Below are 12853 nucleotides of genomic sequence, written 5' to 3'. Positions count from 1 at the left end.
CTATCCTTCAGTCCTTTTCCTCTGACTCTTCTTGTCGACCGGGGAAGATTCCTTTCCGTTCGCCACCAGATGAATCGCCTCCTTGATTCGGGCATATGTGCCACACCGACAGATGTTGGTCATGGCGGCATCGATCGCCGCATCGTCCGGATGTGGGGTGCGGGTCAGCAGGTCTGTTGCGGCCATCAGCATGCCACTTTGACAATAGCCACACTGCGGCACCTGGACGCTTATCCACGCACGCTGCAATTCCGCGCCCTTTCCCGAGAGCCCTTCGATCGTAGTGACCTTACGGCCCTCGGCGGACGACGCAGGAAGGATGCATGAGCGCACGAGTTGGCCGTCGAGATGAATTGAACACGCGCCGCACATACCGATGCCGCAGCCGAACTTCGTGCCAGTTAGTCCGACTTCATCTCGTATAGCCCAGAGCAGAGGCATTTCCGGCTCAACATCAGCCTCATACGAATCACCGTTTATGGTCAGTTTCATCCGCCGTCCTTACCTGTGCATATTCCGTCCAGCGTTAAAAGAAGTGCCGCACGCCAACCATTAACCCGGTCTGGTTGATACCTGGACTTGAAGGAAATACGCTTGCGATACCCACCGCGCCCTTTGAATGATTGCGTGCGATGCCGCCTTCGGCGTACAAGTCCGTCAGCTTCGACAGGTAGTGATGTATGCCGAGCTTGACATAGCTGCCGTCTCTGTCCGCAACCTTATCTGCGAGAAACGTGTAGTCCGCAACGATATCGTTTGTTGGCGAGAGGTGATATGTGGCTCCAACCGAATAGAAGGTCTGATTCGTGTCGAGCACTGGGTTCTTGAAATTCGCAGCATCGAGACCAATCTTGAAGTGCTCACCGGTATAGACCGCGGCCACGGTAAAAGACCGTGCCACCAGCTTGTCGTCCGAGGTACCTCCTGGATCATTGGCGTCGAGATACGCGCCGTTCAACGCAAAGCCGCCATAGCTGTAGAAAATCGCCGCCGACCTCACGCGCCCAGCCGCAAAATCGCCGGCCACTCCACCCAGGCTCTGCATCAACTCGGCGCTCAGCCCGCCGAACGTCGGCGACAAATACTTGACCGCATTGTTGCTCCACGTGTATTGCGCGCCAGTAATGCCAGTCAGATTTTGATAAATCGTATTGGAAAGCGATGCGAAATTCGCGTAACCACTGGCGTCCGATCGATACAGCACGTCGGCGAAAGGCGTGTAGCTACGGCCCAACTGTACCGAACCGAAACTACCTTTAAGACCGACCCATGCGCCGCGGTCGAAGATGTAGGTACCCGACGAGGCGGGAAGACGGGCATTCGTGAATGCACCGTTGCCGAGCAAGAAGCCGGATGCGAGGTAAAAGTACGTCGAGTATCCAGCACCCAGATCTTCTGTACCACTGAACACGATCTGGCTGGTTTGCACCGCGCCTGACTGAAATGCCCATTGCGTGCTGTTGTTCGAGCTCGCGCCGGTCCGAAATCCGATTCCCCCATCGACAATGCCCGCGAGCGTTACGCTCGACTGCGCATTTGCCGTCCCGATCATTGGAACCAGAATGGCCGATGCTAGCAGACACTTCCTCATTGTGATCTCCGTTGTGTTTTGGTTTTACTTTCATCGATAATGTCGGAACGCAGCAATGCATGCTTCCGATATCGCTCAACCTGTTTGTCACGTATCAAAGTTACGCTATCAAATAAAGCATCATTAGCCCCATTGTCTGTGAACTTACCATCCCGTCCGATAGTTATCCGAAATGTATTCGACAGACAGAAAAACTCCAATGTACGGCGCGGCAAGTTTTTAAGCATCGCATGGAATACACGCTGATGACACTAAACAAGCAACGTGGAAAGCAATGCACGATAAGCACGGAATAGCCAGTGCGACTCAGTGCCGCTCGCCAGAAAAGCGCTGTTTCGACGCGCTGCCGATCTGCGCATGCATTCAGAATTGTCAACCCGTGGAGAACGCGTCGCGACCCGATCCGGAGCGGCTGTTTGCGTTGCGCCGCAGGAGTATGACCAGAACCACCGCACACAAGCATGGGACGCTCAGCGCCAGGTAGATGTCGCGGACGCTCCAGTTGAGTGCAAGCAGGCGCCCCGCAAGCAGCGGGCCAACGATTGAGCCAATGCGACCGACACCGATTGCCCAACCGATACCTGTTGACCGGATTGATACCGGGTACGAGCCCGCGGCAATGGCTATAAGGCCCGCGCAACTCGCCGACAGGAAGAATCCCGCGAGCGTCGAACTGATTACTACGTGGCTGAAAGCGGATGTGAACGTGCCGAGCGCGCCAACTGCCCAGGCAGCTGCGAAGAAACTCAGGGTCAGGACTCTAAAGTTTCCAAAGCGATGCATCAGCGAACCGATTAGAACCGTTCCGACAACCGCGCCGACGTTGTTGAACAGCAGGGTAGCTGCCGCCGCAGATGCCGAAAACCCGACGTTCTGAATCAGTGTCGGAGTCCAGAATGAAACCACGATCAGCGCCATCCAAGCCATGAAACACAATGTCCACAGATACAACGTCGGCACAGTACGGCCATGCGTGAAAAGCGCTTTCAAGGGCGTGCTTTGCAATGTTGGCGTGTCGACGATGAATCGATCCACATGCGCTACCGTACCGCGTGCCACTTTCTCGACAATCGAGCGTACTTTTTCAGGAGAAGCACCTCGCGCTACTAGAAAGCTGATCGATTCTGGAAGAAAGAAAACTAGTGACAGCGCGACAAGAAGCGGGACAATACCGCCAACGTAAAACGATGCCTGCCAGCCCGCGGTCTGGATCAGCGCTGTACTTGCCATCGCGCCCAACATCCCGCCGAGCGGCACCGCGGCCCACAGCATCGTCACAAATTGCGTCCGCCGGCGTAGCGGCAGATACTCTGCTGCGAGCCCAATGAAACTCGGCGAGGCACCACCCAATGCAAGACCTACAAACAGCCTGCAAAGGAGGAGCGAACCAAATGAATGGGCCAGCGCCGTGAACAACGTGAAAGTTGCAAAGACCGACGTCGTCGCAATGAGCAGCCAGCGCCTCCCCCAGCGGTCGGCGGCGGGCCCGAAAGCGAGAGCCCCAATGAAAAATCCAACCTGCGAGGCGCTGAATATGGAACCAAAATCGGCGACCCGGAGATCCAGCGACAGCGCGATCGAGCGGGCAGCCGGACCGAGTAGCTGACTGTCAAAGCCGTCGATCAACGCCACCAGCGCACAGAGACAGAAGACCCTGATCTGGAAAGCGCTCAGCGTGCTCTCTTCGATCAGCTTGATGACATTCAAGCCTTCCAGGTTTGCCGAAGCAGGGGCTCGGTCGGATACGTAGTTCAATGCTAAATCCCTCGATTCTGATCGCGTTGGCCCGGCGATCCCGCACAACCGGCGGGCGCCGGAAGGCAAGATCGACGGGGTGCACTTCATGGCGCCTCTGCGATCAGAGGTGGTCCGCCATCCAGTCCGCGATCAGGCTTACCGCGGGTTCCTGCCGATCCAGTTGAACGTGTGCCGCACCGCCCTCAGCACGCGTAAACACCCGCAGCTCTTTGTTCTTCGAACCGATTTCTTCGTAAAGCTTTTGCGCATCCGACAACGGAGTTTGCTTGTCGTCCTCGCCGTGCACCAGCAGGATGTCGCACGTAATGTTTTGTGCCACTCCCTTTAGCGTGAACGATTCAAACTTCTGCAAAGCCTGATCGAAATCCGTCGCGCCGATGATATTGAGCAGGTGTTTCCCGGTCGTTCCGAGCGCAGCGCGATAGTCGACCGTTGCTTTTACGCCGGGCTTCAGATTGAGTCGACGCAGCCAGACCGCGTGATAGTCATAGATTGCGCCCCACGCAACGCATGCCTTTACGCGCTTTTCGAATGCGACAGCGCGCGGTGCGTAATATCCGCCCATGCTCGCCGCAATCAAGCCGACGCGGCTGGAATCAACGATGTCTGTCCGGCTCGCCAGGTAGTCGTAGGCAGCGCCTGCTGCCACCTCTGAATCGTGGCGAGCCTTAAGCCCCTTTAGGCGCAGCGTCGCGCCCTGCCCCGGGTTGTCCACCGCCAGGCAGGAGATGCCGCGCGCGGCCAGAGCCTGCGCCATCAGCACCATTTCCTCTTTAGTGCCGTCCAGACCGTCTGAAAGGATCACTGCGGGTGCCGGGCCGGACGCGCCTTCTGCCTTGACGAGGTACGCCGAAAGGCTAGTGTCCCCAAATGGAACTTCGACCACTTCGATAGCGTTCGGCAACAAGCCGCCTGCATCGCGGAAGCAGGTCAGATGGCGTTCATACGACTTGGCAGCACGATCGTCGTCCGGCTCGACGAAGGCTTCGGCCCATTGCCAATAGTGCGCCGCACGCATCAGCGCAGAAGCAGCGGTCTGGTGCTTACCCGTTTTCAGTGCGGTGCGGCCAATTTCCTCCACCTGAACCGCGAGCTTTTTCCACGCGGCGTGCCATGCTTCGTTGTCGCCTTGCGGGGCAACGTTGGCAGCATCCTGCAGGTCCTGCAGCGCCCAGTGAATCTCACCAAAGTGACCGCCGCTGGCAAGACAACGCATCACAGAAAGGGACCACATGTAGTTATCGGGGAAATATTTAAACATTTCGAAATCCTTATGTATATCTTGGAGACCATGTACGACAGCCGTTTCTGGGATCTTGGAACGAGAAGTCCAGGCCATCGTACGAGAAGCGGTCCATCGACTGCTTACCCGAATGTCCCGTGATTGCGCCGATTGTCCTTTCGCTTTTTCAGCGCTCAGGTTTCGGTCAATCTCTGAAAGCACTGGGAACGGCGTTCCCAACCCCGTCGTAGTCTCGCTGCAGGCAATCCGCTTCAAACGCCCGCATGGTCGGACGGTAGATGTGGCCGCAGATGTGGTACCTGATGTTTTCCGCTAGATGAACACCAATGTGAAATCACGAAAGGCCCTATTCCAAGGGGTTTCAAGTCAATTTTCATGTCCATCTTTACTCTCGCCCACTTTCAAATCGTTCCATTCAGCACTAGACTTCCACGGCATGGAAGTACTCGAGAATAAACATGGTTGCCACCTCAAGATCGGTAGAGCGCGCACTGCATCTTGTGCGATTGCTGGCCACGCCCGGGCGTCGAGGCATTGCGCTAACGGACTTGGCGCGCTTGACGGGCATGTCCCATTCAACCGTCCATCGCCTGCTGCAGCGCCTGATATCGGAGCGCCTCGCGCGGCAACTGGAAGGTAGCAAACGCTATGCGCTCGGATCGCTGGCATTCGAACTTGGGGTCGCAGCTACAGCACAATTCGACATATGGCAACCCGCCCGCACACTGATGCGTGCGTTCGCCGATGAAGTGGGCGACACCGTGTATCTGGTCGTTCGCAGCGGCACGGAAGCCGTCTGTATTGAACGTGTGGAAGGACCATCGCCAGTGCGCGTCCTGACGCTTGAAGCAGGCAGCCGCCGTCCGCTTGGACTCGGCGCAGGCGGCCTTGCAATTCTCGCGGCATTACCAGACGAGGAGCGAGAAGACACCATAAGCAGCATTGCGCCCGATATTCTCATGCAGGGGAAATTGACCAAAACCAGTTTGTACGCATCGATCGCCGACTATCAGCGCAACGGTTACGCACATGTACGCAACCGGGTAACGCTAGGTACATCGGCGGTTGGGGTTCATATCAGCGATACATTGGGATGTCCGATTGCGGCGATTAGCGTTGCTGCGATCGACTCACGGATGAGCCGTCAGCGCATCGCCACATTGGCAACGCAATTGCAAGGCACGGCGAAGCATATTCAACACACGTTGAAGAGTGACAATGACCCGGCAACTCTGCGCTAACTATACCCTTCAGGAGCGTTCAATTCGCCGGACGATGCGTCCAACGCCTTGTACATCCTGCATTTGAGGAAGCGCGTTTATCATCGAATGCTGCCTTGGTATAGGCATCCATTCGTTCTTAGTCGCAGGTCCCTCCCACAATCACATAGGTATAACCACATGAAGCGTGTAGATTCGCGTCGCCGTAGCTTCTTGCTCATGAACGTAGCCGTAGTTTCGACCGTCCTACTTGCAAAACTCCCTGAGGCTTATGCAGCAGATAGTCCGGTTCAGGACGCTGACCCTATGGCTCAAGCCGTGGGCTATCGCTCCAATGCAGTCAATGTTGACAAGGCCAAGTATCCAAAATTTTCTACCGGCCAGAACTGCGGAAACTGCGCGTTGTATCAGGGACAGCTGGGATCTGTATCAGGCGGATGCCCTATTTTTGCTGGGAAATCTGTTGCAAGCACGGGTTGGTGCAGTGCCTACGCAAAGAAAGGCTGAAGCTCGATGAATTAGCAAACCTGCGCCGGTGCAGGTTTGCAAGGCTCACGAAAAATCGCTGCGGCGATGAGTTCGGAGTTCACCGGCGATCCTGCGAAGTACGAAGTGCTTCCTGCCCAAACGAACCTCCAGCTATTACCTCCACCATCTGACGACGACCTGGCGGCGCAATTCCCGGAGTCGCCCGACCGCGCATAGCGCTGCGTTATAGCTCGAGCATCCATAGATCAGGAGGTTGGGTCGACAGACTTTCCCGACCATTCGCTTGCCGTTTTGGTGATACGGCTGTCGAAAGGCTGTCGGATTATCTCCTGCACCCGCATCGTCTCGTGAAGCGGAAAGCCTGCCTCCGGAAAGACCTAATGCACAAACAAACTTTTTTTATGTAAAAGCAGTGAACACCTGCGACGAAAGACGTGTCGCCACCGACGCTCCGGGCGGCCCACTGCCGTCGCTCACATGAGGACGGTACTTCAATGCTCGATCTCAACGCTATCTATTACTTCGTCCATGTGGTGGATCACAAGGGCATCACGGCGGCGGCACGTGCGCTCTCGGTCCCGAAGTCGACGATCAGCCATCGGATCCAACAGCTTGAGATCGCCCTTGATGCCCGCCTGATCAATCGTACGTCCCGGCAGTTCGCTGTGACTGACGTAGGCGCCGAGTTTTATACTCACGCGGCGCTAATGCTCCAGGACGCGGAGGCCGCAGAAAATGGGGTGCGACGCAGGATGACGGAACCCAGCGGCCTGATCCGTATATCAGTGGCGGTTGCAACGGCGCAGTTTGCAATGCGGGATCTGCTGCCAGTGTTCAGCGAGAGATATCCGAAAGTAAGAATCTTTCAGCAAACGTCTGACGAGGAGGTAGATATCGTTGCTGAGGGTTTCGACCTTGCGATCAGGGCGCACTCATCACCGTTACCGGATTCTCAGCTGGTCCAGCGACCGCTAGCGTTTACCCCATGGATGCTGTTCTGCGGCTCCGGCTATGCCGAACAAGCCGGTCTGCCATCCACTCCCGAGGAGTTGTCGGAGCGTCCCGCACTCTTCATGGTGCGTGAAGGCGTCCCGTATCAATGGACCCTGCAGCATGCGGATCAACGAGCGTATACGGTGCGGCTGGAACCACGGCTTATGACTGACTGCATGGCAAGCCTGAAGCAGGCTGCGAAAACGGGGCTGGGAATTGTGGCGCTGCCGGGATACGTGTGCCGCGATGAGGTTCGCGCAGGCAGCCTCGTCCGCGTCCTTCCGGACTGGACGGCTGCGGAAGCCAGGATAACTGCGCTAGTTCCCTACCGTCAGGGGCTATTGCCATCTATCCGTGCATTGCTGGATTTTCTTGTGGCTGAGATGCCCAGGGCGGTGACGATCTAGCGCGTCCCGGGTGCCCATGTTTACGTGACCACTACGGTGCACTACCCTGAATTCAGCCGCCTGATCGTTTCTTTCGCCCCTCACGGAGTACGACATGACCGGTTCACGTAGCCAACCCGAAAAGCTTACACGCAACAACGCACTCCTGCTTCACGTCGATCACCAGGAAGGTCTGTACACGGGTGTGCGTGACATCAGTACGCTTGAACTGAAGCACAACGTAGTCGGATTGACCAAAGCAATGTTAGCCCTGCAGATTCCGGTCGTGTTCACGACAACCACCGAAAGCATGTGGGGGCCTCTGATTCCCGAATTGATGCCCCTGCTGGGAGAACAGGGAGTCATCGAGCGAACGACTGTTAGTGCGTGGGATGAACCTCGCGTTGTCGAAGCTGTCAGGGCCACGGGGCGCAAACATCTAATCGTGACGGGCATCTCTACAGACGTGTGTCTTGCCCTGCCAGCACTAGCCGCATTGCGTGACGGCTTTACGTCTTACGCGGTAATCGACGCGTCAGGCGCATTCACCCAGACCCAGGGGATGCTCGGTGTACTCCGCATGAGTCAGGCGGGCGTCATACCTGTTTGCTATTCCAATGTCGTGGTCGAGTTGCTTGGTGATAATGCGGCTCCAGAAGCACAGGCAGTGTACGCAGGCCTTGGATTGCCGTTCGCCGATATGGTCTTCGGTCTTAAACGATATTGGGAAAAACCTGCCGCAAGTTGATTCGGCAAGCACGCTCGTGAGGGCACCTGCCATATCGGCCGGTGCCCGGAGCCTACATATGGACAACCCCAGTCTTCAATTGCCCTGCAATTGCCTGAGCCTCCTCTGGAGAAAAGCCAATTCATCATGATGTCCGGAGTCCGGTTGGATGGTGAAATGAAAGCGCCGGTCTGCTCATAGGCAGCAATCCCCTGAGGCAGGCCGCTCATGAGTGACAATGGTGGACCGTCTTTTCAGGATTGCCGATCTCCTGCAAAGTCCTATTCGACATCCGAACTGAAAATTGTTCGAAGACGATTTTCAGTTCGGATGTCGTTCATCAATCAGGACACTGAATCCAATCCATCGGTCGATAAAAGCACTCCTCAACATAGCAGGCGGTGTCAGAATGGTCGTTCGCCAAAACTCAAGGAGAGCGTCATGACAGGACAGTTGTCCGTTAAGGAAAGGCTCACTAAACACAACGCAGTTCTGCTCCACGTCGACCATCAAGAAGGGCTCTACACCGGGGTGCGAGACATTGCCACCCTTGAACTCAAGCATAATGTGATCGGCCTCACCAAGGCGGCCCTCGCGCTCGGCATCCCTATTGTGGTTACGACCACGACTGAAAGCATGTGGGGACCCATGATCCCCGAACTGGCTGCCGCACTGGCAAAACACGATGTTATCGAAAGAACCACCGTCAACGCATGGGATGACCCGCGAGTCGTCCGTGCAGTTCAGGCGACGGGTCGAAAACACATCATCGTGACTGGCATCTCCACTGACGTATGCTTGGCCTTCCCCGCTATCGCAGCGCTACGCGATGGATATACGTCGTACGCAGTCGTCGATGCCTCAGGCGGTTTTTCACAGATTCAGGTAGACCTCGGCGTCGCCCGCATGGTGCAAGCTGGCGTCGTCCCGGTTGGATACTCGACGGTTGCTGTCGAGCTGCTCGGCGACAACGCGGCACCTGAATCGCAGGCCGTATATGCAGGCTTGGGCATTCCTTTCAGCAACATGGTGTTCGGTCTGAAACAATACTGGCAATCCTCGGCGCAGGCCGGCTGATTAGCGGACCAAACCCGGCCCGCAGTGAATAAGCCGGCGAGACGGCAGCGCAACCCGCTCGCAGGCCCCCTCTTTTTCTTCTCGCCGCCGGCTCCCTGTCCGGCGACCTGCTTGTCAATACTCGAACGGAGAAAAATATGAAGTTACTGCAGGCAAGGAAACTGTTGGCTTTGCTCGCGTCAGGCGCGTTGATGCTGAGCTCCGTCGTTCCCGCGCTAGCCCAGTCTAGCGGCAGTTCCGCAACCGATAGTACGGCCGCTTCAGCGCCCAGCACAAAGGCACAGCAAAAAGCCCAGCAAAAGGCACAGCGAAAGGCCGCTCGCAAGCAGGCGCGGGCGAAGAACACGGCCGAACTGAAAAAATTGGAGAGCAACGGATATCAGCCGGCCCAAAATGACCAGAACTACCCACAAAACCTGCAAAACGCACAGAAAAAGGCAAATGCAGGCCAGCCGGCGAGTCAATAAACTGGTTTGCGGGCGCGTCTAATCCACACGCCTGAATGCCCTTTCACCCGGCCTAACCAAAGCACCATGCGCTCGCCCTAACGACGCCTGCAAGCTCACTGGGTTGCGTGAAGCTTGCAGGCGCTAGCGAGAGAACGCGGGACTACACAAGCGGCATTGCCAACAGTACGGAAACAGGCGCGGAAGAGAGATTCTGCAATGCGCGCCGCTCGCCCGGCGCGAGCCGGCACGAATCGTTGACACGCAACAGCACCGCGCCCTCGTCGGTCCGCACGGTGAGCTCGCCCGTCAGCACGACATAGTGCTTTTCGACTGCAGATGCGGACAACGACGTGTAGCCACCAGGCTCGATTGTCGATACGCCTATCCACAGCGATTCCGCTGGCCCTGCTTCGTGCCCTTGCAGTCTCACACAACGCATCAGAAAATGGTTGTCGGGGAAATAATCGGGCGCCGCGTCAAAACGGGTAACGTTCATGGCTTGAGCAACACGCGGTTGGTGCTGCCGCGCAACACGGCCTGATACGCAAGCGCCGCATCGTCGAGTGAGAAGACCGATTCACGATCAATCGGAAACGGCTTCAGCGCACCGCTTTCAAATGCGGGCAGCAACTGATCCAGAATTTGCGCGCCGTCAATGCTGTCGAGTGCGAGCGTGTCGATACCGACATACGTGTGCTGACCGCGATAAAACGAGAAGATGTCGAATGGCACCGCGCGGTCGATCGTCGAGATGAAAATATGCGTGCCACGTTTCGCCAACGCCTTATTAGCCTGCTCGAAATAAGGGCTACCGACGGTGTTGTACACAATGTCGGCACCGTGGCCATCGGTCAACTCGCGAACCACCTCATCGATGTTCTGTGACGACGCGTCGATCATCGTTACCTCGCCACTCGCATGGCCGAAATAAGGCTGAATGGTACGTTCGACGCCGAACACTTTCGCGCCAGCCACGGTCGCGAGCTGGATGGTTGCTTGTCCAACTTTGCCATTCGCACCGAGCACGAGAACAACGTCGCTCTTTTTGACGCCGCCCGCGCGCCGCAATCCTTCAAACGCGGTGATAAACGGCACGCCGATCGAGCCCGCCTCTTCCATCGTCAGACTCGCCGGTTTCGCGCGTACGCCGCTCGCGGGCACGCTGATATAGTGCCCGTGCGAGCCGTTGCGACGAATGCCCAGTTCGCCACCGCTACCCCACACTTCCTTACCTACCAGCTCCGCCGGTCCTTCGAGCACGACGCCCGCATAATCGCGACCCGGCGTACGCGGCCATACCGCATGGGGCATTGCACCCAGTACCGCCTTAACATCGCTCGGGTTGACGCCGGCGCTGACAACCTGCACCAGGCATTCATCGGAGCCAACCTCTGGCTTCGACTGAGCCGTAATATTGAGCTCAAGCGAATCCACATTGGCGCTCGGCGCCGTGACACGAACTGCTTTCATTTCCAGGGTTCCTAAAAAGTCAGAGTGACAAATTGAGCGCTCTTGTAACGGTCCGCGAGCGCCACATAACGTGCGGCCGCTGCAATCATTCCTTCGCGCTCCTGATCGGTCAGCGCGCGCAGCAGGCGCGCGGGATTGCCCGCCCACAATTCGCCCGGCCCTACGACCTTGCGCGGCGACAGCACCGCGCCCGCGGCAAGCATGCCGCCCGAGCGGACAACGGCACCATCCAGCACGCGCGCGCCAAAGCCGACAAATCCCCCGTCTTCGATCGTGCACGCATGCAGGATCGCTCCGTGGCCGACGGTGACGTCATCGCCGACGATGGCCGGCAAGCCGTTGGTGGTTCCGTGAATGATCGTGCCATCCTGAATATTGGTCCGGCTGCCGATCGCGATCTTCTGCACGTCGCCGCGCAACACGCAGTTGAACCAGATGGACGTCAGCGCCCCGACGCTAACATCGCCGATCAGCTTCGTGCCCTGCGCGACGTAAGCGCTCGGGTCCAGCGACGGCGCGACTGCCACCGATGAAAGCGCGGCGTTCATCGGTTCAACCCCAACAGTTCTCGCGCTTCCTGCGCGGAAGCCAGTTCGCCGCCAAGTGAAAGCACGATGTCGCGCGCGCGTTCGACCAGCGCCGCATTGCTTTCGGCGAGGACGCCCTTCGAGATATAGATGTTGTCCTCGAGACCCACGCGCACATGGCCGCCCGCGAGCCACGCCTGCGCAAGCATCGGAAATTCGAAACGGCCGACGCCAAATGCCGCCCAGGTCGCGCCCGCCGGCAGCAGGCTGCGCGCGTACAGCAGCGTTTCGGGCGACGCGGAAAACCCATATTTGACGCCCATCACGAAGGTCCACAAGCCAGGGCCGTCCAGCACGCCAGACTTCATCAGATCCAATGCGAGGTTCATATCGCCTGAATCGAAAATTTCCAGTTCAGGCTTGACGCCGGCTTCGCGGATGACCGCCGCCATACGCGTCACGTTCTTCGGCGTATTGATGACAACATCGCCGCCAGAGTTCATCGTGTTGAGGTCGAGGCTGCAGATGTCGGGGCGCAGCACGAGAATGTGCTCCACGCGATCTTCCGGCCGCATCAGCGTGGTGCCGGGAGCCGCCACCCTTGGCTCCTGGTCGCTGGGGATGAAGCGACCGCCCGGACCCGTAGTCAGGTTGATGATGAGATCCGTGTTCACCGCGCGGATGCGTTTGATCACTTCATCATAAAGCGCGATGTCCATTGACGGACGTCCGGTTTGTGGGTCGCGTACGTGAATGTGGACGACGGCTGCGCCAGCGCGCGCCGCGTCGAGCGATGCGGTCGCGATCTGCTCCGGCGTAACTGGCAAGCCTGGGTGCTGCTCGGGCTTCGTCAGATTGCCGGTCACCGCGCAGGTGATAATGGTTTTGCGTGCGTGCATTTCGTTTCCTTAAACTGGATCAGG

The 12853-nt window shown here is 57.6% G+C and carries 14 protein-coding genes; 6 read left to right on the top strand and 8 right to left on the bottom strand.

Annotated features, from left to right (window positions below; all coding sequences use genetic code 11):
* The 4 genes from GNZ12_RS17465 to GNZ12_RS17450 all read right to left on the bottom strand — a co-directional run bounded on the left by GNZ12_RS17465 (position 1) and on the right by GNZ12_RS17450 (position 4688).
* Positions 1-492 carry a (2Fe-2S)-binding protein gene (locus GNZ12_RS17465; RefSeq protein ID WP_172311912.1) on the bottom strand — a complete coding sequence of 164 codons (492 nt, stop codon included), beginning with the start codon at positions 490-492 and terminating at the stop codon, positions 1-3.
* A gap of 34 nt (positions 493-526) precedes the next feature.
* Positions 527-1591, bottom strand: coding sequence for a porin (locus GNZ12_RS17460; protein WP_172311910.1), 1065 nt, complete (start codon positions 1589-1591; stop codon positions 527-529).
* A gap of 372 nt (positions 1592-1963) precedes the next feature.
* Positions 1964-3346 (bottom strand): MFS transporter, encoded by a 1383-nt coding sequence (locus tag GNZ12_RS17455; protein WP_172311908.1) that lies wholly within the window; start codon positions 3344-3346, stop codon positions 1964-1966.
* Positions 3347-3449: 103 nt separating this feature from the next.
* On the bottom strand, positions 3450-4688 hold the full coding sequence (locus GNZ12_RS17450) for an alpha/beta hydrolase family protein (RefSeq protein ID WP_235993777.1): 1239 nt from the start codon (positions 4686-4688) through the stop codon (positions 3450-3452).
* 362 nt (positions 4689-5050) lie between these two features.
* Between GNZ12_RS17450 and GNZ12_RS17445 the strand changes: the two genes are divergently transcribed.
* From GNZ12_RS17445 to GNZ12_RS17420, 6 genes are all read left to right on the top strand, one after another.
* Entirely contained in the window at positions 5051-5833 is a 783-nt protein-coding gene (locus tag GNZ12_RS17445; protein WP_172311906.1) for an IclR family transcriptional regulator, read from the top strand.
* Between the two features lie 159 nt (positions 5834-5992).
* Positions 5993-6319 carry a high-potential iron-sulfur protein gene (locus GNZ12_RS17440; protein ID WP_172311904.1) on the top strand — a complete coding sequence of 109 codons (327 nt, stop codon included), beginning with the start codon at positions 5993-5995 and terminating at the stop codon, positions 6317-6319.
* A 476-nt stretch (positions 6320-6795) separates the two neighbouring features.
* Positions 6796-7701: a LysR substrate-binding domain-containing protein gene (locus tag GNZ12_RS17435; protein ID WP_172311902.1), complete on the top strand. Its 906-nt coding sequence runs from the start codon at positions 6796-6798 to the stop codon at positions 7699-7701.
* Positions 7702-7795: 94 nt separating this feature from the next.
* Positions 7796-8428: an isochorismatase family protein gene (locus tag GNZ12_RS17430; protein ID WP_172311900.1), complete on the top strand. Its 633-nt coding sequence runs from the start codon at positions 7796-7798 to the stop codon at positions 8426-8428.
* Positions 8429-8635: 207 nt separating this feature from the next.
* Positions 8636-9484: an isochorismatase family protein gene (locus GNZ12_RS17425; protein ID WP_235993776.1), complete on the top strand. Its 849-nt coding sequence runs from the start codon at positions 8636-8638 to the stop codon at positions 9482-9484.
* A 137-nt stretch (positions 9485-9621) separates the two neighbouring features.
* Entirely contained in the window at positions 9622-9951 is a 330-nt protein-coding gene (locus GNZ12_RS17420) for a DUF4148 domain-containing protein (protein ID WP_172311898.1), read from the top strand.
* A gap of 142 nt (positions 9952-10093) precedes the next feature.
* Here GNZ12_RS17420 and GNZ12_RS17415 read toward each other — a convergent pair whose 3' ends face one another.
* From GNZ12_RS17415 to GNZ12_RS17400, 4 genes are read right to left on the bottom strand one after another with little or no spacing between them, the layout of a single operon-like run.
* Positions 10094-10429, bottom strand: a complete 336-nt coding sequence (locus GNZ12_RS17415) for a cupin domain-containing protein (protein ID WP_172311896.1) — start codon at positions 10427-10429, stop codon at positions 10094-10096.
* Complete coding sequence (locus GNZ12_RS17410; protein WP_172311894.1) at positions 10426-11403, bottom strand: quinone oxidoreductase family protein; 978 nt, start codon at positions 11401-11403, stop codon at positions 10426-10428. Before GNZ12_RS17410 ends, GNZ12_RS17415 begins: the two co-directional genes overlap by 4 nt.
* 11 nt (positions 11404-11414) lie before the next feature.
* Positions 11415-11951 carry a gamma carbonic anhydrase family protein gene (locus GNZ12_RS17405; RefSeq protein WP_172311892.1) on the bottom strand — a complete coding sequence of 179 codons (537 nt, stop codon included), beginning with the start codon at positions 11949-11951 and terminating at the stop codon, positions 11415-11417.
* Positions 11948-12829: a BKACE family enzyme gene (locus GNZ12_RS17400; protein WP_172311890.1), complete on the bottom strand. Its 882-nt coding sequence runs from the start codon at positions 12827-12829 to the stop codon at positions 11948-11950. The genes GNZ12_RS17405 and GNZ12_RS17400 overlap by 4 nt, the downstream gene beginning before the upstream one ends.
* Positions 12830-12853: the final 24 nt, after the last annotated feature.

The sequence above is a fragment of the Paraburkholderia solitsugae genome (genome assembly GCF_013177695.1).
Classification (GTDB): domain Bacteria; phylum Pseudomonadota; class Gammaproteobacteria; order Burkholderiales; family Burkholderiaceae; genus Paraburkholderia; species Paraburkholderia solitsugae.
Note: the sequence above shows the minus strand (reverse complement) of the source record. Positions and strands in the feature narration are given on the sequence as shown.